General features: G+C 72.5%; 21 protein-coding genes. 19 read left to right on the top strand and 2 right to left on the bottom strand.

Annotated features, from left to right (window positions below):
- Positions 1-74: 74 nt before the first annotated feature.
- From IPL61_06200 to IPL61_06175, 6 genes are all read left to right on the top strand, one after another.
- Complete coding sequence (locus IPL61_06200; protein MBK9030920.1) at positions 75-758, top strand: MotA/TolQ/ExbB proton channel family protein; 684 nt, start codon at positions 75-77, stop codon at positions 756-758.
- A 3-nt stretch (positions 759-761) separates the two neighbouring features.
- The gene (locus tag IPL61_06195) at positions 762-1,265 is read left to right on the top strand and encodes a biopolymer transporter ExbD (protein MBK9030919.1); all 504 of its coding nucleotides are present in this window, start codon (positions 762-764) and stop codon (positions 1,263-1,265) included.
- A 2-nt stretch (positions 1,266-1,267) separates the two neighbouring features.
- Positions 1,268-1,726 (top strand): biopolymer transporter ExbD, encoded by a 459-nt coding sequence (locus IPL61_06190; protein ID MBK9030918.1) that lies wholly within the window; start codon positions 1,268-1,270, stop codon positions 1,724-1,726.
- A 1,128-nt stretch (positions 1,727-2,854) separates the two neighbouring features.
- Positions 2,855-3,892 (top strand): Ig-like domain-containing protein, encoded by a 1,038-nt coding sequence (locus tag IPL61_06185; protein ID MBK9030917.1) that lies wholly within the window; start codon positions 2,855-2,857, stop codon positions 3,890-3,892.
- A complete protein-coding gene (locus IPL61_06180) occupies positions 3,889-7,221 on the top strand; it encodes a TonB-dependent receptor (protein MBK9030916.1) in 3,333 nt (1,110 codons plus the stop codon). Before IPL61_06185 ends, IPL61_06180 begins: the two co-directional genes overlap by 4 nt.
- Before the next feature lie 386 nt (positions 7,222-7,607).
- Positions 7,608-9,938, top strand: coding sequence for a UvrD-helicase domain-containing protein (locus IPL61_06175; protein MBK9030915.1), 2,331 nt, complete (start codon positions 7,608-7,610; stop codon positions 9,936-9,938).
- A gap of 298 nt (positions 9,939-10,236) precedes the next feature.
- Here IPL61_06175 and IPL61_06170 read toward each other — a convergent pair whose 3' ends face one another.
- Entirely contained in the window at positions 10,237-11,316 is a 1,080-nt protein-coding gene (locus IPL61_06170; protein ID MBK9030914.1) for a trypsin-like peptidase domain-containing protein, read from the bottom strand.
- A gap of 8 nt (positions 11,317-11,324) precedes the next feature.
- Positions 11,325-11,606 carry a DUF1844 domain-containing protein gene (locus tag IPL61_06165; GenBank protein ID MBK9030913.1) on the bottom strand — a complete coding sequence of 94 codons (282 nt, stop codon included), beginning with the start codon at positions 11,604-11,606 and terminating at the stop codon, positions 11,325-11,327.
- Between the two features lie 387 nt (positions 11,607-11,993).
- Between IPL61_06165 and IPL61_06160 the strand changes: the two genes are divergently transcribed.
- The 13 genes from IPL61_06160 (at position 11,994) to IPL61_06100 (ending at position 24,950) form a co-directional block, all read left to right on the top strand.
- Complete coding sequence (locus IPL61_06160; GenBank protein MBK9030912.1) at positions 11,994-12,878, top strand: AAA family ATPase; 885 nt, start codon at positions 11,994-11,996, stop codon at positions 12,876-12,878.
- A 118-nt stretch (positions 12,879-12,996) separates the two neighbouring features.
- Positions 12,997-13,878, top strand: a complete 882-nt coding sequence (locus tag IPL61_06155; GenBank protein MBK9030911.1) for a DUF58 domain-containing protein — start codon at positions 12,997-12,999, stop codon at positions 13,876-13,878.
- Positions 13,875-15,065 carry a hypothetical protein gene (locus IPL61_06150; protein ID MBK9030910.1) on the top strand — a complete coding sequence of 397 codons (1,191 nt, stop codon included), beginning with the start codon at positions 13,875-13,877 and terminating at the stop codon, positions 15,063-15,065. The genes IPL61_06155 and IPL61_06150 overlap by 4 nt, the downstream gene beginning before the upstream one ends.
- Positions 15,062-16,150 (top strand): VWA domain-containing protein, encoded by a 1,089-nt coding sequence (locus IPL61_06145; protein MBK9030909.1) that lies wholly within the window; start codon positions 15,062-15,064, stop codon positions 16,148-16,150. Before IPL61_06150 ends, IPL61_06145 begins: the two co-directional genes overlap by 4 nt.
- A complete protein-coding gene (locus IPL61_06140) occupies positions 16,147-17,304 on the top strand; it encodes a VWA domain-containing protein (GenBank protein MBK9030908.1) in 1,158 nt (385 codons plus the stop codon). The genes IPL61_06145 and IPL61_06140 overlap by 4 nt, the downstream gene beginning before the upstream one ends.
- Before the next feature lie 381 nt (positions 17,305-17,685).
- Positions 17,686-18,291 (top strand): hypothetical protein, encoded by a 606-nt coding sequence (locus IPL61_06135; protein ID MBK9030907.1) that lies wholly within the window; start codon positions 17,686-17,688, stop codon positions 18,289-18,291.
- A complete protein-coding gene (locus tag IPL61_06130; protein ID MBK9030906.1) occupies positions 18,291-19,676 on the top strand; it encodes a sigma-54-dependent Fis family transcriptional regulator in 1,386 nt (461 codons plus the stop codon). The genes IPL61_06135 and IPL61_06130 overlap by 1 nt, the downstream gene beginning before the upstream one ends.
- A gap of 410 nt (positions 19,677-20,086) precedes the next feature.
- Positions 20,087-20,818, top strand: a complete 732-nt coding sequence (locus tag IPL61_06125) for a transposase (GenBank protein MBK9030905.1) — start codon at positions 20,087-20,089, stop codon at positions 20,816-20,818.
- Between the two features lie 720 nt (positions 20,819-21,538).
- Positions 21,539-22,162: a DNA-3-methyladenine glycosylase I gene (locus IPL61_06120; protein MBK9030904.1), complete on the top strand. Its 624-nt coding sequence runs from the start codon at positions 21,539-21,541 to the stop codon at positions 22,160-22,162.
- Positions 22,163-22,230: 68 nt separating this feature from the next.
- Positions 22,231-23,040, top strand: coding sequence for a sigma-70 family RNA polymerase sigma factor (locus tag IPL61_06115; GenBank protein ID MBK9030903.1), 810 nt, complete (start codon positions 22,231-22,233; stop codon positions 23,038-23,040).
- Between the two features lie 239 nt (positions 23,041-23,279).
- Positions 23,280-23,687, top strand: a complete 408-nt coding sequence (locus tag IPL61_06110; GenBank protein MBK9030902.1) for a thiol reductase thioredoxin — start codon at positions 23,280-23,282, stop codon at positions 23,685-23,687.
- Between the two features lie 226 nt (positions 23,688-23,913).
- Positions 23,914-24,306 carry a DUF302 domain-containing protein gene (locus IPL61_06105; GenBank protein ID MBK9030901.1) on the top strand — a complete coding sequence of 131 codons (393 nt, stop codon included), beginning with the start codon at positions 23,914-23,916 and terminating at the stop codon, positions 24,304-24,306.
- A 38-nt stretch (positions 24,307-24,344) separates the two neighbouring features.
- Positions 24,345-24,950: a DUF2202 domain-containing protein gene (locus IPL61_06100; protein ID MBK9030900.1), complete on the top strand. Its 606-nt coding sequence runs from the start codon at positions 24,345-24,347 to the stop codon at positions 24,948-24,950.
- Positions 24,951-24,952 lie beyond the last annotated feature (2 nt).

Raw genomic sequence — 24,952 nt, 5'->3', positions numbered from 1 at the left:
TCGTCTGCGCTCGTCGGAGCGCTCGCCCGCCCCCCGTCACGCAACCACGCAACCCCAACACGTAGGCCCGCGCCATGGATCACAGTCTCGCCGACATCTGGACCAGCATGAGCATCCCCGTGAAGGTCGTCATGATCTTCATGCTGGGGATGTCGATCTACATGGCGTATCGAGTGATCGATCGCGTCGTGACCTACGCGAAGGCTGCCGGCGAGACCGTCCGGTTCGTGCTCGGCCTGCGCGAGCAGCTCAAGAACGGCCGCTACGACGAGGTCCAGCGGGTCGCGCAGTCGTTCCGGTACAGCCCGGTCGCGAAGGTGGTCGGCGCCGGCACGGCCGCCTACCGTCAGGGCCAGGAGGCCCTCGCCAAGTCGGGCCCCGCGGACGTCGGCGACTTCGATCTGGTCGACTCGGTCAACCGGGCCATCGAGCGCGTCAAGGAGCGCGAGGTCTCGAGCCTGCGCAAGGGCCTGGCCGGCATCGGCACCGTGGCGACCGCGACCCCGTTCGTCGGGCTGTTCGGCACCGTCATCGGCATCATCAACGCGTTCGCCCTGCTCAAGGGCAACGCGACCATCGAGGTCATCGGCCCGGCCATCGCCGAGGCGCTCTACGCCACCGCCGGCGGCCTCCTGATCGCGATCTTCGCGGCCATGGGGTTCAACTACTGCACGACCCGCGTCGAGGAGCTGACGGTCGACATGAACGACGTGTCGTCGGAGTTCCTCGATCACATCCTCCGCGAGGGTCGGAGCTAGCCCATGTCTGGTGCGGCCTCGCCAGGCCTGGGGAAGAAGAAGCGGATCCATCACGTCAAGAAGACGGAGATGCTGACGCCGCGCAGCGACATCAACGTCACGCCGCTCGTCGACGTGGTGCTGGTGCTGCTGATCATCTTCATGGTGATCACGCCGATGATGTCGCGCGGTCGTGAGGTCAAGCTGCCCAAGACCTCGAACCACTACCAGCGCAAGGACAAGCAGCAGCCGGTCGTGGCGATCGACCACGACACCAAGACCGACACGTACCCGGTCTACTACGACAAGGAGAAGCTGGGCGAGCTCAGCGAGCCCGGCGTCGAGGAGAAGCTGCAGGAGAAGATCACCCGCGGCTGGGACAACGTGAAGGATCCCGAGAGCCAGGGTCGGGTCTACGTCAAGGCCGCCGGCGACATCCCCTACGTCAAGGTCTACCCGCTGCTCATGGCCATCAACAAGATGGGCGTGTCGTCGATCGACCTCGGCACCAACGAGAAGGAACAGTAGCCATGGGGATGAATGTCGGTGGCGGCGGGGGAGTGAAGAACGACATCAACGTCACGCCGCTCATCGACGTGGTGCTGGTGCTGCTGATCATCTTCCTCGTGACCATGCCCATCATGATGCGGACCATCACCCTCGAGGTGCCGCGCAAGATCCAGGACAACGAGGATCCGATCGTCGCGTCGCGGCAGATCACGATCCTGGTCAAGGCCGACCTGTCGGTCTCGCTCAACAACGGCGAGAAGGACATCGAGGTCCCGGTGACCGAGATCGCCAAGACGCTGCGGCCGATGCTCGAGGACAAGAAGACCGACAAGCTGGTCTTCGTCGACTTCGAGGATCCGGTCCCGTGGGCGAACACCGTCGAGATCATGGACATGATCCGGTCGGTGGCGGCGGACCCCGATCACAACGAGATCAAGGTCGCGCTCAAGATGAAGGTCGACCCGCCGCCGCAGCCGTGACCTGACGGCCGCTACGCGACGAGGAGACGCCCGCGCCCATCGCGCGGGCGTCGTGCGTTTCGGCGCGTGTGGGGCCGGCGAGCGCGGCTGAGGAAGCTGCGCCGGGCGCCGGGGCCCTGCCGGCTGACCGCCGGTCGCGCGCTGCCGCGCTGCCCGCTCCCGATCGGCTGACACCCGTGCGGTCGGCCACCCGTGCGGTCGGCCGGGCGCGCCCCAGGTCCCGATCGGCTGACGCCCGAGCGGTCGGCCGGCCTCCCGATCGGCTGACACCCGTGCGGTCGGCCGGGCGCGCGGTCGGCCGGGCTCCCGATGGGCTGACACCCGTGCGGTCGGGCTCCGGCTCCGGCTCCGGCCTCCGGCTCCGGCTCCGGCTCCGGCTCCGGCTCCGGCTCCGGCGTCGGCCGGCCTCCCGATCGGCTGACACCCGTGCGGTCGGACACCCGTGCGGTCGGCCGGGCGCGCGGTCGGCCGGGCTCCCGATGGGCTGACACCCGTGCGGTCGGGCACCGGCTCCGGCTCCGGCTCCGGCTCCGGCTCCGGCTCCGGCTCCGGCTCCGGCTCCGGCTCCGGCTCCGGCTCCGGCTCCGGCTCCGGCTCCGGCTCCGGCTCCGCTCCGGCTCCGGCTCCGGCTCCGGCTCCGGCTCCGGCTCCGGCTCCGGCTCCGGCTCCGGCTCCGGCTCCGGCTCCGGCTCCGGCTCCGGCTCCGGCTCCGGCTCCGGTTCCGGGATCCGTAGCGGGGCCGCGCGGCGGGCGTGCGACACCTGCGTGTCAACTGCGCATGGGTCGCAGCGGACCTGACAGTCACGAGCGGTCAGAGAACGGGGGCTAGGAGCGGGCGTTTGTGGGGTGGTACTGACGATCCAGGGCTGCGCGTGCCCGCCTGACCTGTAGGTCCACCAGCCCAGATGTGCTTGACAATCGTCAGACCAGCCGAGTAAGACCACGCGACTTTTCCAGCGGTTGCCTCACGCGGAGGCGGCCGTGTCATTTCTACGAGCTTGCGACGGAGCAATTCTAACCATGGCAAACCTCACTAGGTGGGCTCTCGCATCGGCGACGGCGACGCTCCTCGCGTCGGCGTGCTCGGTCCCGGAGACCTCGACTGACCTCCGCCCCGAGGGGCCCCCGATGCTGCAGCAGGTGTTCATGTCCGAGCTCGACGCCGGACGCCGCACCGTGCTCGCGCATGGGTGGCACCCCGACGTGCCGAACGGCCGTCAGGACACCGACCCGCCCGAGACGCAGGATCTCACCCACCCGGTGACCAACGCCGCCGTCTCGAGCCAGCGCATCCGGATCGTCTTCGACGAGGTGCTCTACGGCAACGCGCTCGAGGAGATCGCCTGCCGCAACGGCACGTTCTCGCGCGTGCCCCTGGGCGCGACGCCCGACGACATCGCCAACTGCGCGGTCGCCGACGACCTGCTCGTCGAGTTCTGCAAGGGCCCCATGTCGGTCTGCCTGGGCCCGGACAACGTGCCGGTCGGCGTCCTCGACGAGGACGAGAACGGCTCGGCCGACAACACCCAGATGATCGACGGCGCGGTGAAGATCGTGTGCGGCGCCATCAACGTGCCGCTCAACCGCGAGGCCAGCTTCTGGCAGCCCGCCGGCAACCAGCTGGTGCCGGCCGGCCAGATCCCGCAGAACAGCCTGGGCCCGGCGCTCATCGTCGTGCCGGACAACGGCCTCTTGCCGAGCGCCTCGACCTGCCACATCGAGTTCGCGCCCGACGTCACCGACAAGGAGTTCAACCAGCCGTGCGTGCCGACCGGCGGCGTCGAGGACACCGACAACATCGGTGACTGCGCGGCGGGCGACCTGGCGGCGTTCTCGTTCGGGACCGAGTCGATCAGCCTCGACTCGTCGGTGCCGACCAACAACTCGACCAACATCGCGCTCAACCGCAACCCGCTGTCGTTCATCCTCAGCGCGCGCCCGGACGCGGCCTCGGTGGCGACGGCGACGGTGACGGTCATGGAGGGTGCGGGCACCCGCACCGACTTCACCGTCGGGCTCAACGCCGCCAACCCGGCCCGCGTCGAGGTCCGGATGGCCGCCAACCTGATCGCCAACACGATGTACACGATCTCGATCAGCGGCCTGAGCGACTCCTTCGGCGTCGCGATCGCGCCGATGTCCTTCTCCTTCACCACCGTGCCGTGAGGACCCCCATGAAGACCTCCAAGATCTTGCTCGCGGTCGCGCTCGGCACGTCGGGGGCGCTCCTCGCCGCCGGCCTGGCGACCAAGGACGTCCGGGCCCAGGGCTCGACCAGCGGCGCCATCCAGGGCCGCGTCACCGACAGCGTCGGCGGCGGCGGCCTGGCCGGCGTCACCGTGGTCGTGACCGGCTCGAGCTCGCAGACCGCCATCACCGAAGAGGACGGCAGCTACCGCATCACCGACCTCCGGCCCGGTGACTACCTGGTCACGTTCTTCTTCGGTGACGTGACGATCGAGCGCACCAACATCAAGGTCGGCGTCAACAAGACGACCCCGGTGTTCCAGAAGATCAACACCGCGTCGGCCGTCCAGGAGACGATCGTCATCGACGACAAGCCGCCGGCGATCGACCCGACGTCGACGACGCAGGGCATCACGATCGACCAGGACTACACCAAGAACATCCCGGTCCCCGGCCGCACGTTCGAGGCCACGCTCGGCGCGGCCGCCGGGTCGCAGGGCGACGGCGTCGGCGTCGCGTTCTCGGGCTCGAGCTCGCTCGAGAACCAGTACGTCGTCGACGGCGTCAACACCACCGGCCTGCGCTACGGCACGGTCGGCTCGCCGATCATCAACGACTTCATCGAGGAGATCGAGGTCATCACCGGCGGCTACAACGCCGAGTACGGCCGCGCCACCGGCGGCGTCGTCAACGTGGCGACGCTCACCGGCGGCAACGAGTTCGAGGGCCGCGTGTTCGCGTACGTGACCCCGGGGCAGCTGACGTCGTCCCGCGACGTCGCGGCGTCCGAGGCGACCTCGATCGACGCGACCAGCGACCTCGACCTCGACGCGAACGTCGGCTTCACCCTGACCGGCCCGATCATCAAGGACCGGATGTGGTTCGCGGTCGGCGTGGCCCCGCGCTACGTCCAGACCACGGTCACGCGCACGACCAAGCGCCAGCAGGACTGCCAGATCCGCCTGCCGGACGGCAACCTGTCGGCGTGTGATCCGGTCATGTACCAGGACGGCGTCGCCGACCTCGATCCCGGCACCGGCTTCCACATCTTCGAGAACCTCGATCAGAGCAAGCTGCGTCCGCACGTGACCCAGCTGTCGACCCTGGCCAAGGTCAACTTCGCGGTCAAGCCGGAGCACCAGGGCCAGGTCACGTTCCAGGCCAGCCCGTCGAGCGCGAAGAGCTACGGCGTCTACGGCGTCTCGACGTCGATGGACAACACCCAGACCGGCATCGGGCTCGACGCCGGCCTGAAGTGGACCTCGAAGTTCAACGACTCCAAGACCGAGGTCGAGGCCGTGCTCGGCTGGCACCGCGACCAGGGTTCGGCCAAGGCCACCAACCCCGGCGCCCGCCACGCCCCCTACGAGGTGCTGCTGTACGGCAACCTCGGCAACTGGGGCAACATCATGGACATGAACGGCAACCCGTCGGAGAGCGAGCTGACCCGCGCCGGGTGCTCGGACGGGCCCGACGACATCTACGAGTTCATCCCGAACTGCCCGGACGTCGGCATCGGCTACCGCGTCGGCGGCCTCGGCTTCATCCTCGATGACACCGAGGACCGCTACTCGGCCAAGCTCGGCGTGACCCGCCGCCAGAAGTTCTTCGGCAACCACGAGATCAAGGCCGGCGTCGACGCCGAGAACAACCTGCTCGACGAGCCGCGCGCGTACACCGGCGGCGTGTTCTTCCAGAACCGCCAGGACGCCAACGTCATCCTCGTGAACCGCTTCGTCCAGGTCGGCCCGGCCGACAGCACCGACCCCAAGTTCGACGCGATGTGCCAGTACGGCTCGCAGCCGGACCAGGTGCGGCCGTGCCGGTACATCGGCGAGACCGGCGAGGGCGCCCGGGTCCAGGGCGAGACCCTGAACTGGTCGGCCTACCTCCGCGACTCGTGGCAGATCCGCCCGAACCTGACGGTCAACGCCGGCCTGCGCTACGAGGAGCAGCGCCTGCGCTTCGCCGAGTACCTGCGCGACGAGACCGACCCGCTGACCAACCGCCCGTTCGGCACCAACGCCGTCGTCATGAAGGGCATGCTGGCGCCGCGCCTCGGCATCCTCTACGACTGGACCCGCGAGGGCCGCTCGAAGATCTACGGTCACTGGGGCCGGTTCTACGAGTCGATCCCGATGAACATCAACTCGCGCTCGTTCGCGGGTGAGGCGACGTTCCGCCAGGTCCTCAGCTCCGCGACCTGCGGCGCCGATCCGGGCGGCTTCGGTGGCCCGAGCGGCAACGGCTGCGACCTGGTCACCCCGACCCAGGGCGACATCCTCGGCCTCGAGGGCACCGCGGTCGCGCCGGGCCTCAAGCCCCAGTACATGGACGAGACCATCGCCGGCGTCGAGTACGAGCTCATGGAGGACCTGAAGCTCGGCATCGCGTACCAGAACCGCGCGCTGGGCCGCGTCATCGAGGACGTCTCGACCGACGGCGCCAACACGTACATCATCGCCAACCCCGGCGAGTGGTCGGCGGACGAGGAGCGCAAGCTCGAGCAGGAGCTGATGAACGCCGCCGGCGACCCGGTCGAGGAGGCCCGCATCGAGAACCTGCTGCGGCAGTTCCGCGGCATCCGCATCTTCGACAAGCCGACCCGCAACTACGACGCCCTGCAGTTCACGGTCACCCGCCGCTTCTCGAAGGCGCTGTACCTCCAGGGCAGCTACACCTACTCGAAGACCAAGGGTAACTACCCGGGCCTGATCTCGTACGACAACGGCCAGGTCGACCCCAACATCTCGTCGCAGTACGACCTGATCGAGCTGCTCGCGAACCGCTACGGTCCGCTCAACCAGGACCGCCCGCACTACATCAAGCTCGACGGATACTACAAGTTCGACCTCAAGAAGGCCGGCGAGATCACGGTCGGCACCCGTCTGCGCGCGCTCTCGGGCATCCCGCGGCAGGCCCAGGCGTCGCACTGGCTGTACGGCACCGGCGAGTCGTTCCTGCTGCCGCGCGGCACCATCGGCCGCACCCAGTTCGAGACCGGCATCGACCTGCACCTCGGCTACGCCAAGAAGCTCGCGAAGAACATGGAGCTCGAGCTGTTCACCGACCTGTTCAACCTGGTCAACAACCAGGGCGTGGCCGGCGTCGATGACTACTACTCGTTCAACTCGTCGTCGAACCCGATCTCGGGTGGCTCGTACGAGGACCTGATCTTCGCCAAGGAGAACGACGAGGGCACCGGCGCCGAGACCCCGGAGCCGATCCAGCGCAACCCGAACTACGGCAACGTGAACTCGCGGTACTCGCCGCGGTCGTTCCAGTTCGGCGCGCGCCTGTCGTTCTAATTGAGAGGAGCTTTCGCGCTTCTTCTTGAAAAGCTCCTCCCCCGGCATGCGCCGGGGCCCCCACCTGAAACGGCCCAGAGTTCTTCCCACGCCCGCGCTTGAACGCGCGGGCGCGGTGCGTTTTCGGGATCCAGTGGCGGGGAGCCGGGGCCGCGGGGGCCGCGGAGCCGGTGCCGGCGCCGGATCCGGATCCGGAGTGGGAGTTGGATCCGGAGTCGGAGCGGGAGCTGGATCCGGGGTCGGAGGCGGAACCGGAGCCGGAGGCGGAACCGGAGCCGGCGTCGGAGCCGGAACCGGAGCCGGAGCCGGAGCCGGAAATCCGATCCCGAGGCCCGGAGGCCCCATGGCGATTGGCGACGGGCGAGGCCTGCGGTAAGACGGCTGGGATGGTGGCTTCGCTCAATCCGGAGCAGCGCGCGGCGGTGGAGCACGGCGAGGGGCCGATGCTGGTCCTGGCGGGCGCCGGCACCGGCAAGACCCGCGTGCTGGTGCACCGGATCGCCCGGCTGCTCGAGGGCGGCGTCGCGCCGTGGGAGATCCTCGCGGTCACCTTCACCAACAAGGCCGCGCGCGAGATGCGCGCCCGCCTGGTGACGCTGTGCGGCCCGGTGGCGGAGCGCATGTGGATCGGCACGTTCCACGCGACCTGCGCGCGGCTCCTGCGCAAGTGGGGCGACGCGGTCGGGCTGCCGCGCGACTTCCTGATCTTCGACGACGACGATCAGCAGAAGGTCCTGACCGCGCTGATCAAGGAGGCCGGGTTCGAGGACCAGATCTCGGCCCGGACCATCGCCGCGCGGCTCGACTGGGCCGGCAACCGCGGGCTCGATCCGCTGGCGGCGCTGGGCGGGCCCGGCGGCGACTACGCCACCGAGTTCCTCGAGGTGATCGTGCCGCGCTACCGCGAGCGGCTCGCGCGCGAGAAGGCGGTCGACTTCGCCGGGCTGATCTTGAAGGTGCTCGAGCTGTGCAAGCACCCGGTGGTGGGGCCGCGCTTGGCCGGCCTGTACCGCCACGTCCTCGTCGACGAGTTCCAGGACACCAACCTGGTCCAGTACGACCTGGTCCGGCACCTGTCGTCGATCACCCGCAACCTGACCGTCGTCGGCGACGACGATCAGTCGATCTACGCCTGGCGCGGGGCCGAGCCGCGCAACCTGCTCGACTTCGATCGCGACTTCCCGGACGTGCTCGAGATCAAGCTCGAGCAGAACTACCGCTCGACCGCGGTGATCCTCGACGCCGCCAACGCGGTGATCGGCAAGAACCTCGACCGGCGCGGCAAGGCGCTGTGGACCGAGCTCGGCGGCGGCGATCCGCTCGAGTACATGGCGTGCGGCGACGATCGCGGCGAGGCCGAGACCGTGGCCCGGACCCTGCGGACGCTGGTCGACGACGGCGCGTGCGCGCCCGGCGAGGTGTGCATCCTGTACCGCACCAACGCCCAGTCGCGGCCGCTCGAGGAGCAGCTCCGGAGGTTCCGGTTCGAGCCCAAGGTCGTCGGCGCCACCGCGTACTTCGATCGGCGCGAGGTCAAGGACGCGATCGCGTACCTGCGGCTCCTGGCCAACGCCGACGCGGACTCGGCGTTCGAGCGGATCGTCAACGTGCCGCCGCGCGGGATCGGGGCCTCGACCGTCGACAAGCTCCGCGGCGCGGCCCGGGCCACCGGCCTCGGCATGTTCGCGGCGGCGCGGGCGATGGTGCGTGGCGGCGGGCCGGCGACGACGCTCGGCGCCGGCGGGCTAGGGGCGGCCGGGCTGGGGCCGGCGGCGCGCAAGAAGCTGGTCGGGTTCGTCGATCTGATCGACGGCCTGGTCAAGGTCAAGGACGGCGGCGCGTCGCTGTCCGAGCTGATCATCCAGGTCGTCGAGCGCTCGGGCTACCGCGAGTACGTCGAGCACGCCGAGGGCGACGGCCCCGACCGGATGCGCAACCTCGCCGAGCTGGTCAACGTCGCCAGCGACTACGAGGCCGAGGTCGCGGGCGACGAGCCGGCCGAGCCCGCGATCGGCGCGCCCGACGAGGACGACGACGCCCCGACCGCGCGCGGCCTGGCCGGGTTCCTCGAGCGCATCGCGCTGGTGGGCTCGGCCGACGGCGCCGACGGTCGCGGCGAGACCGTCACGCTGATGACGATCCACATGGCCAAGGGGCTCGAGTTCGACGTCGTGTTCCTGTGCGGCATGGAGGACGGGCTGTTCCCGTCGCTGCGGCCGCGCGAGGAGGTCGACGAGCAGGCCGCCCTCGAGGAGGAGCGCCGCCTGGCCTACGTCGCGATCACCCGGGCGCGGCGCCAGCTGTACGTGTCGAGCGCGCGGCTGCGCCGGGTCTGGGGCGAGCTCAAGGCCCAGATGCCGTCGCGGTTCCTCGACGACATCCCCGCCGACTGCTTCGCCGCGCCGCGGCGGCCGGTGGTGGCGCCGCCGCCGATGATGGTGCGGCCCCCGCCCGGGCGGCGGCCGGCCCGGCCGGTCCACGACGAGTTCGACCAGCGCACCTACGACGAGGACGTGCCGGTGTTCCACGCCGACGCCGACGACGGCGCCGCGTTCCCGCCGGGGGCGCGGGTGCGGCACCAGTCGTTCGGGCGCGGGCGCGTGGTCGAGGCCCACGGCACCGGGCCGCACCAGCGGGTCGTGGTCGAGTTCCCGGGCGTCGATCCGACGGTGCCGATGACCAAGACCATCGACGCGCGCTGGCTGGCCCGCGAGTAGGCGTGGGGCGGGGGGACGGGGGCGGGCGCCAGGGGCTGCCGCTCTGGTTCCGGTTCCCGGTTCCGGCTCCGGCTCCGGCTCTGACTCCGGTTCTGACTCCGGTTCCGGCTCCGGTTCCGGCTCCGGCTCCGGCTCCGGTTCCGACTCCGGCTCCGGTTCCGGTTCCGGTTCCGGTTCCGGCTCGGTTCCGACTCCGATCCCGATCCCGATCCCGATCCCGATCCCGATCCCGATCCCGATCCCGACTCCGATCCCGATCCCCGATCCCGGCCCTGATCCCGGGCTCCGGCTCCGCGCGCTACTCGGGCATCGGCTCGGGCGTCAGGTCGATCGTGATCGCGCCGCGATCGCGCCAGACGGTCAGCGCGACCGTGCGGCCCGCGGGGGCGTTGGCGGCGAGCCAGGGCAGGTTCTTGTGGTCGACGGGCTTGCCGTCCCAGGCCTGGATCACGTCGCCGGGCCGCAGCCCGGCCTTGGCCGCGGGCGAGCCGGCCTTGACCTCGGTGACGATCGCGCCGGCGACCGTCGACATCGTCAGCTGCGCAGCGAGCTCGCGGGTGACCGGGCGCGCCAGCACGCCCAGCCAGGCCCGGCGCACGCTGCCGTAGGTCTTGAGCGGCTCGATCACCTCGCGCAGGCGGGCCGCCGGGACGACGAACGACAGCTCGCCGGGGCGATCGCCGGTGGCGACCGCGACGCCGATGACCTCGCCCGCCGTCGACAGCACCGGGCCGCCGGAGTTGCCGCGCTGGATCCGGGCGTCGACCTGGAAGAACGTCCGGAAGCCCATCGCCGGGCCGGGCACCAGCGAGCCGGCGGCCTCGCGGCCGGTGGCCGAGACGATGCCGGCGGCGGCGGTGACCTCGTCGCCGAACGGGTTGCCCAGCACCACGACCCACTCGCCGACCTCGACCTGGTCGCTGTCGCCGAGGCGCAGCGCTGGCAGCTTCGGCGCGTCGACCGCGAGCAGCGCGAGATCCAGGCGCGGATCGCGCCCGACGACCCGGGCCGGCAGCTCGGTGCCGTCGAGCTGCACCACGCGCACGTCGGCGGTGTCGGCGACGATGTGATCGTTGGTGACCACGTACGAGCCGCCGGCCGCGATCAGGAACCCGGTGCCGAGCGCGGGATCGGACGCGGCCGGCGGCGCGCCCGGGAACATCGCCGCGGGGCCGCTCTTGGCCGGGGTCGCGCTGCGCACCGACACCACCGCGGCCCGCGCGTCGCGCACCAGATCGACGAACGACACCGGCGCGGCCGGGTAGATCACGCGCGTCGGGCGCGGGGTGTCGACCTCGACCGGCGGCGCGGCGCTGCCGCCCGCGTCGGGGCCGCCCCACTTGCACGCCGCCAGCGCGACGGCGAGCGCCGCGGCCACCCGGGGGCTCATGCGGGGTGCGCCGAGGCGTCGACGAACGCGACCCGCAGGTCGTAGATCAGGCTCTGCAGGAGCTTGAGCTCGGACTCGTTGAGGTTGCCCCGGGTCTTGACCTCGAGCATGCCGAGCACGTCGATCAGGTGGCGGGCGGTCTCGAGGTCGGGCTCGAGCGTGTCGCCGCCGGGCGGCGGCATCTGTCCGAGCGACACCATCGCCGAGGACGCCAGCGACAGGACGTGGGTCGCGAAGTCGACGGGCGCGGGCGCCATGCGCGGATCGGACTCGGGCATGCCGGCATCCTACCCGAGGTGCAAGCGCGGTGTGCACCGAGGTCGGATCCGTGACATCGTTCCGAGCACATGGATACGCTGGTCGATCCCGTGGCGCCGGCCCCCGAGTCGTCGTCCACGGCAGCCCCCGCCGCCGAGCCGTCTGTCCCCGAGCCGCTCGGCCCCGCGTCGTCGCCGACGGCCGGCGAGCCGACGGCCACCGAGCCGGCCGCCCCGGCGCCGGCCCTCGCCGCGGCGACGCTGGTCGAGCCCGCGCCGGCCGCGGTGGCCCTGGGGCCGGCCCTGTCCGGGCCGCTGCACGAGCTCCACCGCCAGGTCGAGCGCGAGAGCCGGTTCCTCGACGACGTCGTCGCCGAGGTCGGCAAGGTCGTCGTCGGCCAGAACCAGATGATCGAGCGGATCCTGATCGGCCTCCTGGCCAACGGCCACTGCCTGATCGAAGGCGTGCCCGGGCTGGCCAAGACGCTGACGGTCAAGACGCTCAGCCAGACCATCGCCGCCAGCTTCCAGCGCATCCAGTTCACGCCCGATCTGCTGCCGGCCGACATCACCGGCACCACGATCTACAACATGCACACCGGCGCCTTCACCCAGAAGAAGGGCCCGCTGTTCGCCAACCTGGTGCTGGCCGACGAGATCAACCGCGCGCCGGCCAAGGTCCAGTCGGCGCTGCTCGAGGCGATGCAGGAGCGCCAGGTCACGATCGGCGACACCACCCACCGCCTGCCCGATCCGTTCCTGGTGCTGGCGACCCAGAACCCGATCGAGCAAGAGGGCACGTTCCCGCTGCCCGAGGCCCAGCTCGATCGCTTCATGCTGCTGATCCGCGTCACCTACCCGAGCGCGGTCGAGGAGCGGGCCATGCTCGACAAGCTGACCTCACCCGAGGTGCCGGTCGTGCACCAGGTGTGCGAGGTCGAGCAGCTGCTCGCGGCCCGCCGGGTCGTCGGCAACGTCTTCATCGACGACAAGGTCCGCGACTACATCGTCCACCTGGTCCACGCCACGCGCGATCCGCGCGCCTACGGCCTGCACGAGCTGGCGCCGCTGGTCGAGTACGGCGGCTCGCCGCGCGCGACGATCTGCCTGGCGATCGCGGCCCGGGCGCACGCCTTCCTGCGCCACCGCGCCTACGTCGTGCCCGACGACATCAAGGCGATCGCCCTCGACGTCCTGCGCCACCGCGTCGTCATCACCTACGAGGCCGAGGCCGAGGAGATCACCAGCGAGGACGTGATCCGCCGCGTGTTCGAGCACATCCCGGTGCCGTAGCGGTCGGCGGCGCCGGGGCGGCTGGCACCCCGCCGCGCCGCGCCGCACCCTGGAGTAACTCGGTCGCACCCGCCGTTCGTCGTAGTGAGTCTCGCGCACCGCCTGCACCACCATGCCCATCGTCGCCAGCGAGCTGTTCAAGAAGGCCAAGAAGATCGAGATCGCCACGCGGCGCTTGGTCGACGAGCGCCTCGCGGGCCAGTACCACTCGGTCTTCAAGGGCCGCGGGCTGGTGTTCTCGGACGTCCGCCCGTACATGCCGGGCGACGACGTCCGCTCGATCGACTGGAACGTGTCGGCGCGCATGAACGCGACCCACGTCAAGCAGTTCGTCGAGGAGCGCGACCGCACGGTCAACCTCGTGATCGACATGAGCGCGTCGGGCGTGTTCGGCACCGGCCCGATGAGCAAGCGCGAGCTGGCGGCCGAGCTGGCGGCGATGGTGGCGTTCTCGGCGATCAAGAACAACGACCGGGTCGGCCTGTTCCTGGTGACCGACAAGGTCGAGCGCTACGTGCCGCCCAAGAAGGGCCGGCGCCACGTCATGCGCGTGGTCAGCGAGATCTTGACGTTCCGGCCCGAGTCGCGCGCGACCGATCTGGGCGCCGGCCTCGACTTCCTGGGCAAGATCGCCCGGCGCCGCTCGGTCGTGTTCCTGGTCAGCGACTTCCTGTCCGAGGGCTGGGACCGGCCGATGCGGATCGCGGCCCAGCGCCACGAGCTGGTGCCGGTGGTGATGGCCGATCCGGTCGAGCTGATGCTGCCGCGGGTCGGGCTGGTGCAGTTCGAGGATCTCGAGTCCGGCGAGGTCGTCGAGTTCGACACCAGCGGCTGGAACGCGATCGACTACCGCCGGCGGCTGGCCGGGCAGGCCGCCGCGCGCGAGCAGCTGCTGCGCCGGATGAACCTCGACACGGTCATGGTGCGCACCGATGAGCCGTACGTCGACGCGCTGATCGCGTTCTTCAAGGCGCGGGCGCGCCGCATGGCGCACGGATGAGCCGCGGCGGCGCGCGCGCGCGGGTCGCGGCGGTTGCGCTGGCGCTGGTCGCGGCGGTGCTGGCGCTGGTCGCGCCGCCGGCGACCGCCCAGGTCGGGCCCGACGCCGGGGTGCCCGGCGACGGCGGCGTCGGCGGCGACGCCGGCCCGACCCGGATCGTGATCGACGGGCCGACCTTGCTCGGCATCGGCAAGCCCCAGGTGTCGGCGTCGGCGGCGCCGACCGAGATGCGGCTGGGCGACAAGTTCACGCTGTTCGTCGAGGTGGTGTTCGACGAGCACGTCACGGTGTCGGTGCCGTCCGGCCTCGATCTGGCGCCGGCGTTCGACGAGCTCAAGCGCAGCACCGTCGACGAGCGCCGCACCGACGGCACCCGTAAGCGCGTCTACCAGATCCAGCTCCAGGCCTGGGAGCTCGGCGACCTGCGCCTGCCGCCGGTGCAGGTGACCTACTCGGTCGGCGGCGACACGTCGTGGGTCGTCACCAACGAGGTGCCGCTGCGCGTGGTCGGGTCGATCGACGCGATCGACGATCCCAACGCGTTCCTGGGCGCGACCCCGCCGGTGCCGGTGCGGCGGCGCGACTGGCGCTGGATCATCGCGCTGTCGGCCGTCGGCGCGCTCGCCGTCGGCCTGGGCGCGTGGCTGCTGATCCGGCGGGCCCGGCGCCGGGCCCGGGCCGCGGTGCGTCGGCACGACCCGGTGCTCGACGCCGAGCCGCTGGCGCTCCTCGACCGCGACCCGACCGCCGCGACCGCCGCGGCGCCGCCGCCGATGAGCAAGGCGCCGACCAAGGTGCGCCGGGGCGCGGTGACGTGGGCCGAGCGCCAGCGGCTGGGCGACGCCGCGCGGCGGGCGCTCGCGGCGCTCGACGAGCTCGAGCGCGCCGGCACGCTCGCGACCGATCAGCCCGACGGCTACCGGGCCATGACCGGCATCGTCCGCACCTTCTTGCTCGATCACCTCGAGCTGCCCAGCCGGCACCGCACCTCGAGCGAGCTGGTCCGGGCCCTGGCGGGCCGCGCGGTCGCGGCCGAGGCGGTGGCCGGCGTCGAGCGCTGGCTGGCCGCGGCCGACCTGGTCAACTTCGCGGCCGCGGTCGACGCCGGTGATGGCGTCGAGGCGCTGGCCGACGCGCGCGAGCTGGTCGTGACGATCGCGCGCGGGCCACACGGGGGCGCGGCGTGATGCGGTGGCTGCGCGGCCTGGTGCCGTACGCGCTGCTCGTGGTGATCGCCGGGCCGATCGCGCTGGGCCTGCGGCTGTACTACTTCGAGCCCGGCCGGCGGGTCGGCGCGCTGACCTGGGCCCACCGCGACGTCTGGGTGTTGCTGGGCGCGTGCCTGCTCCTGGCGTGGGTCGGCTTCCACCTGCGCCGGGCCCGCGGCGCCACGATGGGCTTCTCGCGCGTGGCCGAGCTGCGCCGCGCCGGCGGCGGCGCGCGCAGCTACTTCGCGACCCTGCCGGCGGTGCTGCGCATCGCGGCGCTGGCGGTCATGGTCATCGCGCTCGCGCGGCCGCAGACCTACCGGACGATCACCCGCGAGGTCGACTCGATCGACATCATGATCGTGCTCGACCTGTCGAAGTCGATGGAGGAGACCGACATGGCGCGGGGCGAGCCGCTGCGCCAGACCGATCGCCTCGACGCCGCGCAGCGGGTGATCCGCCGGTTCGTCGCCAACCGCCGCGGCGACCGCGTCGGCTTGGTCGTGTTCGCGCAGCAGACCATGCTCCAGTGCCCGCTCACGCTCGACATGGAGATCCTCGATCAGGTCGTGGCCGAGCTCCAGCTCGACGACATCCCCGCGATGGGCACCGCGATCGGCGACGGCCTCGGCCTGGGCCTGGCCCACCTGCGGCGCTCGGACGCGAAGTCGAAGATCGTGATCCTGCTGTCGGACGGCGAGAACAACATCTCGACCCAGATGACGCCGCAGCAGGCGGCCGAGGCCGCGTTCAAGGATCGGGTCAAGGTGTTCACCGTCCTGGTCGGCGCCGAGGACGGCCCGCGGCAGTTCGGCAACACCGTCAACCCGGCGACCCTGCGCAACATCGCGCAGGTCACCGGCGGCATGTTCTTCAAGGCCACCGACTTCCGCGCGCTGCAGGACGGCTTCGAGACCGTGCGCAAGGAGCTCGACAAGACCCGGCGCGTCGAGCGCGAGCGCAAGAAGGACGCCGAGCTGTGGGCGTTGCCGCTGGCGATCGCGCTGGCGCTGCTCGCGCTCGAGGTGCTGCTGTCGATGACCTGGCTGCGGAGGTTCCCGTGACGTTCGCGGAGCCCGATCTGCTGGCGGCGGCGGTGCTGGCGCCGGTGGTCATCTTCGGGCTGGCGCTGCTCGACGCGTTGCGCCGGCAGGCGGTCGTCCGGCGGCTCGGGCACGTGCCGCAGGTCCAGCGCATGGTCGCGTCGGCGTCGGGCTGGCGCCGCTGGACCAAGACCACGCTGCTGGCGCTCGGGGTGTCCGCGATCGCCATCGCGGCGGCGCGGCCGCAGCGGGCCGGCCGGCGCGACGGCTCGAAGCAGGGCCTCGATCTGGTGATCGGCCTCGACGTCTCGAAGTCGATGCTGGTCGCAGACGTCGGCGCGCCCCGGCTCGACAAGGCCCGGGCGTTCATCGACGAGCTGCTGCCGCGCCTGGTCAACGATCGCGTCAGCGCGATGGTGTTCGCGGGCACCGCGGCCCACTTCCCGCTCACCGACGACAAGGAGGTGGGCGCGCAGTTCCTCCGGGATCTCGGCCCGGCCGATCTCCCGGGCGGCTCGGATCTGGGCGAGGCGTTCCGGGTCGCCGGCTGCGTGCTGCGGCCCGACACCAGCGATCCCTGGGGCGGCCGTTGCGCCAGCGTCCGCGGTCGCGGCCACGGCGGCGATCCGCTGCCGGGCGAGCTGATCGACACGCCGGTCGCGGCGGTCACCGACGAGGTCAGCGACCGCAGCAAGGTGTTCATGCTGATCACCGACGGCGCCGATCGGGTGCGGCCCGGCGACGGCGCCGAGCGCGCGCACGCCCACGCCCAGCGGGCCAAGGAGCTCGGGATCACGCTGATCGTCGTCGGCGTCGGCACCACCAGCGGCGGCAACGTCCCGGACATCGACGACCGCGGCCTGCCGAACGGGCGCTGGAAGTACGACGACAGCGGCAAGGTCGTGCGCTCGGCGCTCGATCCGCGCGCGCTGCGGGAGCTGGCCGAGGCCGGCGGCGACGCGAACCGGTACATCGAGCTGGGCGTGGCGCCGCCGTCGATCGACGCGGTCGTGGTCGCGCTCGACGCCCTGACCCGCGGCTCGCTGACCAAGAAGGACCAGCGGGTCATGGACGAGTGGTACGCGGCGTTTCTGTTCCCGGGCTTCATGCTGCTGGTCATCGAGGCCTGCATCGGCACCCGCCGGCGCGTGAAGTTCCCCGAGGGCAACCCGTGATGGCAGCGGCGGGGCGCCCGTGGCATGCTCGGGGCATGCGGCGGCTGCGGGCCCTCCTGTTCGTCCTCGCGGTGGTCCCGCTCGCCGGCTGGGAGCCGCTGTGGCGCACCGATCCTGACGTCGACGCCGGCAACCAGGCGTACGCCCAGGGGCGCTACGACGACGCGCTGACGGCGTACGAGCGCGCGCGCGCCAACGGCGCCGACGGACCCGGGCTGGCGTACGACGAGGGCACCGCGACGCTCGGCAAGGCCGAGGCGCAGCCCGCCGAGGCGCGCGGCCCGCTCTACGATCAGGCCTTCGATCAGCTCGGGCGCGCGACCGGCGCCAAGGGATCGCGGCCTGGCGGCGCGGGCCCACTACAACCGCGGCAACATCCGCATGCAGCAGAAGAAGCTCGACGACGCGATCGAGTCGTACAAGAACGCGCTGCGCTCGGATCCGACGCTCGAGAGCGCGCGCTCGAACCTGGAGCTGGCGCTGCGGCAGCGCGAGAAGGAGCGCAAGCAGCAGCAGGGCCAGGGCCAGCAGGGCCAGCAGGGCCAGCAGGGCCAGCAGGGCCAGCAGGGGCAGCAGGGGCAGCAGGGCCAGCAAGGGCAGCAGGGGCAGCAGGGCCAGCAAGGGCAGCAGGGCCAGCAAGGGCAGCAGGGCCAGCAAGGGCAGCAGGGCCAGCAAGGGCAGCAGGGCCAGCAAGGGCAGCAGGGCCAGCAGGGGCAGCAGGGGCAGCAGGGGCAGCAGGGGCAGCAGGGGCAGCAGGGGCAGCAGGGGCAGCAAGGCCAGGGTCAGCAGGGCCAGGGCCAGGGCCAGGCGCCGCCGCGCCGGATGCCGCAGGCCCAGTGGCCGACCGACGACACCGAGGGCGACACACCCAACCTGCCCCAGGGCGACAAGCTCGATCAGCTCGAGGACATGTCGCGCCAGCTCCGACGCGGGCGGGTGCGCGACAACGCGAACCCCTCGCAGGCGCGCCCCAGCCAGGACTGGTAGTGCGCCGCGCCCGGGTCCTCGTCGTCGACGACGAGCCCTCGACCGTCGACGTCGTGCGCGCGCACCTCGAGGCCGATCTGGCCGAGGTCGCCTCGGCCGGCGAGGGCGCCGGGGCGCTCGCGGCGGCGCGCGCGGCGCAGGTCGAAGGTCGGCCGTTCGACGTGGTCTTGCTCGACTTCCACCTGCCGCACGCCAGCGGCCGCGAGGTCGCCCGCGATCTGGCCGCCGCCGGCGTCGACGCGCGGATCGTGATCATGAGCGGCCGCGACGCCGTGCCGGTGGCGGTCGAGGCGATGCGCATGGGCGCGTTCGACTTCATCGCCAAGCCGCTGTCGCGGATCGACCTGCGCGCGCGGATCGAGCGGGCGTTCCGGGATCGCGGCGGCGGCCGCGAGGCCGGCGCGGGCGCGCGGCGGCCGCGCAAGAGCGACGTGATCATCGGCGCCGGGCCGTGGCTGACCCAGCTCTACGAGCGGCTCGGCATGGTCGCGCCGACCGACGTCACCGTCACGATCGCCGGCGAGAGCGGCACCGGCAAGGAGCTGGTCGCGCGCACGATCCACAGCCTGTCGCCGCGGTTCGAGCGGCCGTTCGTGGTCGTCAGCTGCGCGGCGCTGCCGGAGTCCTTGCTCGAGGACGAGCTGTTCGGGCACGTCCGCGGCGCGTTCACCGACGCCAACCGCGAGCGCGACGGCCTCCTGGCCTCGGCCGACGGCGGGACGCTGTTCCTCGACGAGGTCGGCGAGCTGCCGCTGTCGGTCCAGGCCAAGCTCCTGCGCGTCCTGCAGTTCCGCGAGTACCGCCGGCTCGGCGACGATCGCGATCGCCAGGTCGACATCCGGATCATCGCGGCCACCCACCGCGACCTCACCGCGATGGTCGCCGCCGGCACGTTCCGCGAGGACCTGATGTACCGCATCAACGTGTTCCCGCTCGAGCTGCCGCCGCTGCGCGACCGCGCCGGCGACATCCCGCTCCTGGCCCAGCACTTCGTGCTGCTGCACCGGGCCCGGGTCGACAAGCGCGTCGACGGCATCACCGCCGGCGCGCTGGCCCGGATGTGCGCCGAGCCGTGGCCCGGCAACGTCCGCCAGCTCGAGAACAAGATCCAGGAGGCGATGGTGGTCGCCGACGGGCCGCTGATCACCGAGGCCGATCTCGACCTCGGGCGGGTCCCGGCCGGCGCCGCGGTGGACCTGACGCGGCCGTTCCAGGATCTGAAGCGCGACGTGATCGATCGGTTCGAGCGCAGCTACCTGCGGGCGCTGATCGACGCGCACGCCGGCAACCTGGCCGCCGCCGCGCGCCAGGCCGGGATGGATCGCAAGAACCTGTGGCTGCTCCTCCGCAAGCACGCGCTGGCCCCAGGGCGCGGCAAGCACTGAGCGCGAGCGCCGCGCGTGGCGTGGCGTGGCGTGGCGTGGCGTGGCGTGGCGTGGCGTGGCGTGGCGTGGCGTGGCGTGGCGTGGCGTGGCGTGGCGTGGCGTGGCGTGGCGTGGCGTGGCGTGGCGTGGCGTGGCGTGGACCCGTCGCGACCAGCGCGGCCGGTGATCGCTCGGGGCGCTGTCGCTGGCGTCCGGGGTCTCGCCGCGCGGGGGCAACATCACGAACCGCGCACCGAGCAGCGGCAACGGCGACGCTGGCCGCGGCGGGCGGGCGTGGCGCGAGGTCCGATGGGGTGTCGGGTCCACGTCAGACCCCAACCTGTACCCCAGGTGTGCAAGTACGAACAGGTTGGACTGCCACGCGGGGCTTGACCGAGTCCGGGTCCGTTGATATATATGCCATAATCAAAATGCGCGCATCCCGAAGCCCCCGAACGCCGATCCAGCTCACGCTGGATCGGGCGCGTCGCCCCACGGGGCACGGCGGCTGGCGTCCCGGCGCCGGCCGCAAGAAGCGCAAGGGCAGCTGCGCACACCTGCCGCGCGTGCGGTTTCCGGCGTCGGTGCCGGTGCACGTCACGCTCAAGGTCGTCGGTGGCCTGCCGTCGTTCCGACGCGCCGCGGTCATGCGCGTCGTGCGCGCGGCGATCAGCGCCGGCGGCCATCGCGGCGACTTCCGCGTCGTGCACTACAACGTCCTCGGCGATCACCTCCACCTCGTCGTCGAGGCCGCCGGCGCCACCGCGCTCGCGCGCGGCATGCAGGGCCTGACCATCCGGCTGGCCCGGCGCCTGAACGCGCTGCTCGGCCGCCGCGGCCGGCTGTTCGCCCAGCGCTATCACGCGCGCCCGCTGCGCACGCCCCGCGAGGTGCGCAACGCCGTCCGCTACGTCTTGCTCAACGGCCGGCACCACGCCACCTCGCGCAGCGAGGTGCTCTCCCCCGGCTGGGTCGATCCGTTCTCCAGCGCGCTGTGGTTCGACGGCTGGAAGACCGCGATCCGCACCGACGCCCCGTGGCTGCGCGCGCTCGCCCGAGCCGGATGCCCGACCGCCGCGCCACGCACGTGGCTGCTCTCGGTTGGCTGGCGCCGCGGCGGCGGCCTGATCGACGTCGACGACGTGCCCGGCCCAGCGCCGTGATCCGGCCCTCGCGCACGTGGCTGCGCGCGGTCGGCTGGCGCCGCGGCGGCGGCCTGATCGACGTCCCCGGGCCAGCTCCGTGATCCGGCGCGCGCGGCCGCGCGCACGGCTGCAAGGGCGACGCGGCCGCCACGGGCGACGACGGCGCGCGCGGATCGGGCGGGCGGCGGCGCGCGCGCGGCGGTGCGGGCGACGCGGCCGCCACGGGCGACGACGGCGCGCGCGGATCGGGCGGGCGGCGGCGCGCGCGCGGCGGTGCGGGCGACGCGGCCGCCACGGGCGACGACGGCGCGCGCGGATCGGGCGGGCGGCGGTGCGCGCGCGGCGGTGGGGCGACGCGGCCGCCACGGGTGACGACGGCGCGCGCGGATCGGGCGGGCGGCGGCGCGCGCGCGGCGGTGCGGGCGACGCGGCCGCCACGGGCGACGACGGCGCGCGCGGATCGGGCGGGCGGCGGTGCGCGCGCGGCGGTGCGGGCGACGCGGCCGCCACGGGCGACGACGGCGCGCGCGGATCGGGCGGGCGGCGGCGCGCGCGCGGCGGTGCGGGCGACGCGGCCGGCACACGCGACGACCTGCGCGAGCTGATCGTGCCCGCGGCAGCGCGTCCCGCGATCCCCGCGCGTCCCGTGATCCGCGCGCGTCTCGCGATCCCCGCACGGCCCGCGATCCGCGCGGCCGGCGGCGCGCGGCCGTGCCCGATCGACTGCTATCGTCGGCCATGGCTCGCCTGCCACCCGGAGTGAAGCTCGGCCCCGACGACCGTCCGCGCTGCGGCTGGTGCGTCGGCAGCGACGACTACGTCGCGTACCACGACCACGAGTGGGGCTTCCCGGTCCACGACGATCGCCGGCTGTTCGAGAAGCTGTGCCTCGAGGGCTTCCAGGCGGGGCTGTCGTGGCTGACGATCCTGCGCAAGCGCGACGGCTTCCGCGCTGCCTTCGCCAGCTTCGAGCCGGCGGCGGTGGCGCGGTTCGGGGCCGGCGACGTGCGGCGCCTCCTGGCCGACGCGGCGATCGTGCGCCACCGCGGCAAGATCGAGGCGACGATCGGCAACGCCGCGCGCTACCTGGCGCTGGTCGAGGAGTTCGGCTCGCTCGATCGCTACGTCTGGCAGTTCGAGCCGCCGGCGTCGGCGCGGCCGCGCAAGCTCACCTGGGCCGCGCTCAAGGCGATGGCCACGACCCCGGCCGCGACCGCGCTGTCGAAGGATCTCAAGCGCCGCGGCTGGCGCTTCGTCGGGCCGACCACGATGTACGCGTTCATGCAGGCGATGGGGCTGGTCGACGATCACCTCGACGGCTGCGTCGTCCGGCCCGCGGCCGAGGCCGCGCGCCGCGGCTGATCGGTCGTCGCGGTGGTCGGCCCGGATCGCTCGACAGCCGGGCGCGGGCGCGGCACTGTGGGGCGACCATGGACGCCGCATCGGAGCCCGAGCTGGTCGCGGCCGCCCGCGCCGGCGATGACGCGGCGCTGGCCGCGCTGATCAAGCAGCACCAGGATCGCATCTACCGGTTCGGGCTGCGGATGTGTCGCGATCCCGAGGACGCGCGCGACGTGCTGCAGGAGACGCTCCTGGCGCTGGCGCGCGGCGTGAAGGACTTCCGCAGCGAGGCGTCGCTGTCGACCTGGCTGTACACGGTGGCGCGCAGCCACTGCATCAAGGCCCGGCGCCGGAGCAAGTTCGCGCCGGCGCAGGTCGGCTCGCTCGACGGCGAAGCGTCCGCGACGGTGGTCGATCCGGCGCCGGGGCCGGCCCAGGCGCTGTCGGACCGACGGCTGGCGGCGGCGCTCGAGGACGCGATCGCCGCGCTCGAGCCCAGCCACCGCGAGGTGCTGGTGCTGCGCGACGTCGAGGGCCTGGCCGCCGCCGAGGTGGCCGAGGTGCTGGCGATCTCGGTCGATGCGGTCAAGAGCCGTCTGCACCGGGCCCGCGCGGCGGTCCGCGCTGCGCTGGCCCCGCTGGCGCCGGTGTCTGCGCCCGCGCCCGCGACCAGCTGCCCGGACGTGGTCGCGCTGTGGTCGCGTCAGCTCGAGGGCGACATCAGCGCCGAGGCCTGCGCGGCGATGGAGGCCCACCTGCAAGGCTGCCCGCGCTGCGCCGGGACCTGCGCGGCGCTGCGCGAGACCCTGGCGCTGTGTCAGACCACGCCGGCGCCGGTCCCGGCCGCGGTCCAGGCGCGCGTGCGGGTCGCGCTCGACGCCCTGCGCCCGCCGCGCTGAGCTTGAGGCGGGTTGCTCGCCGAACCCAGGCTGGTGCAGGGGACTCCGCGTGTCTCGCCCGCACCTCGGGGGCAGCTCGGGCAAGCCGCGATCGAGCCCCCAGCCGTTACCCGCGCTTCCCGGCGCGCGCACCGGCGCAGGCGCTGAGTTCAAGCACGCGGGTCGTCGAGCTCGCGCTTCCGGCGGCGCGCGCGAACCCTTTCGGCGCCGGCCGGCTCCTACCGCGAAAGGAGACCGCCATGGCGAACGCACCTGGGACCGTGACCGTGACCGACGCAACCTTCGACCAGATCGTCGAGCACGGCATCGTGCTCATCGACTTCTGGGCCGCGTGGTGCGGCCCGTGCCGGGCGTTCGCGCCGGTGTTCGAGGCCGCCGCCGCGCGCCACCCCGACGTGGTGTTCGGCAAGGTCGACACCGAGGCTGAGCCGGGGCTCGCGCGGGAGTTCGAGATCTCCGCGATCCCGACGTTGATGGTGCTGCGCGACGGCATCATGCTGGGCGCCCAGCCCGGCGTGATGTCGGCCCGTGCCATCGACGACCTGATCCGGCAGGTGGCCGCGCTCGACATGGACGCGCTGCGCGAGACCATCGCCGCGCGCGAGGCCGCCGCCGCCGCCGCGTCCGCCGCGACCATCGCCCGCTGACCGAACCCGGGGCAGGTCGGGCGAGCGATTCTGCGAACCCTTCTGCCGCGGACTGGCTCATACCCTGCATGGACAGCTGGATCCTCCCGCTCGCGTTCTTTGCCGTCTGGACCGTGGTCCAGGTGTGGCTCCTGCCCAAGCTCGGGGTGCCCACGTGAGCGGTCCCCACGCCGCGCCGGTCGGCGCGGTCCACGGACGACGAACCGAAGCCACCAGAGGGATGCTCATGACCGCCACCACGCTGCGCAAGACGCTCGACGCCACCTACGACGAGGCCCTGATCCGGGTGCCCGAGGCCCTCAAGGCCGAGGGCTTCGGCGTCCTCACCGAGATCGACGTCGCCGCCACGCTCAAGGCCAAGCTCAACGTCGACTTCCGACGCTACAAGATCCTGGGCGCCTGCAACCCGCCGTTCGCGCACCAGGCGCTGTCGGCCGACCTCGACATCGGGCTGATGCTGCCGTGCAACGTCGTGGTCTACGAGAACGACGACGGCCGCGCCGTGGTGCTGGCGGTCGATCCGCTGCGCTCGATGGCGGCCGCCGACGCGCCCGGCCTCGAGGACATCGCCGGCGCCGTCCGCGCCAAGCTCGAGCGGGTGCTGGCCCAGCTCACCTGACGTCATCGCCCCAGAGGGGGCCCACCGAGGAGTTCATCATGCGCAAGCTCATCTCGATCGCCGCGATCCTCGCCACCGCCACGTTGGTCGGCTGTACCGACGACGGCGCCGGGCCGATCGACCCCACCACCGATCCGCTCTCGGCGGCCGAGCGCACCGCGCTGACGTTCACGCGCGAGGAGGAGAAGCTCGCCCGCGACGTCTACGCCGCGCTCGCCGACAACGGCCAGCCGTTCGTCAACATCGGCGCCAGCGAGCAGCAGCACATGGACGCGATCGCGACCCTGCTCGTTCGCTACCAGCTGCCCGATCCCGCCGCGACCACCGGGCCGGGCGAGTTCGTCGACCCGACCCTCCAGGGCCTGTACGGCGACCTGACCGCCGCTGGGCAGCCTGGCGCCGTCGACGCGTACGCGGTCGGGTGTCTGATCGAGGAGCTCGACCTGCGCGACCTCGCGCTGGCCCGGCTCGACGTGACCCACGCCGACGTCGACGCGACCTACGCCAACCTGGCGCTGGGCTCGCGCAACCACCTGCGCGCGTTCCACGGCAAGCTGGTCGCCGCCGGCGGCAGCTACGTGCCCCAGTACCTCGACCAGGCGACCTTCGACGCGATCCTGGCCGGCGCCCACGAGCAGCCGTAGCC

It is taken from the genome of Myxococcales bacterium, from assembly GCA_016717005.1.
Lineage (GTDB): Bacteria > Myxococcota_A > Polyangia > Haliangiales > Haliangiaceae > UBA2376.
Note: the sequence above shows the minus strand (reverse complement) of the source record. Positions and strands in the feature narration are given on the sequence as shown.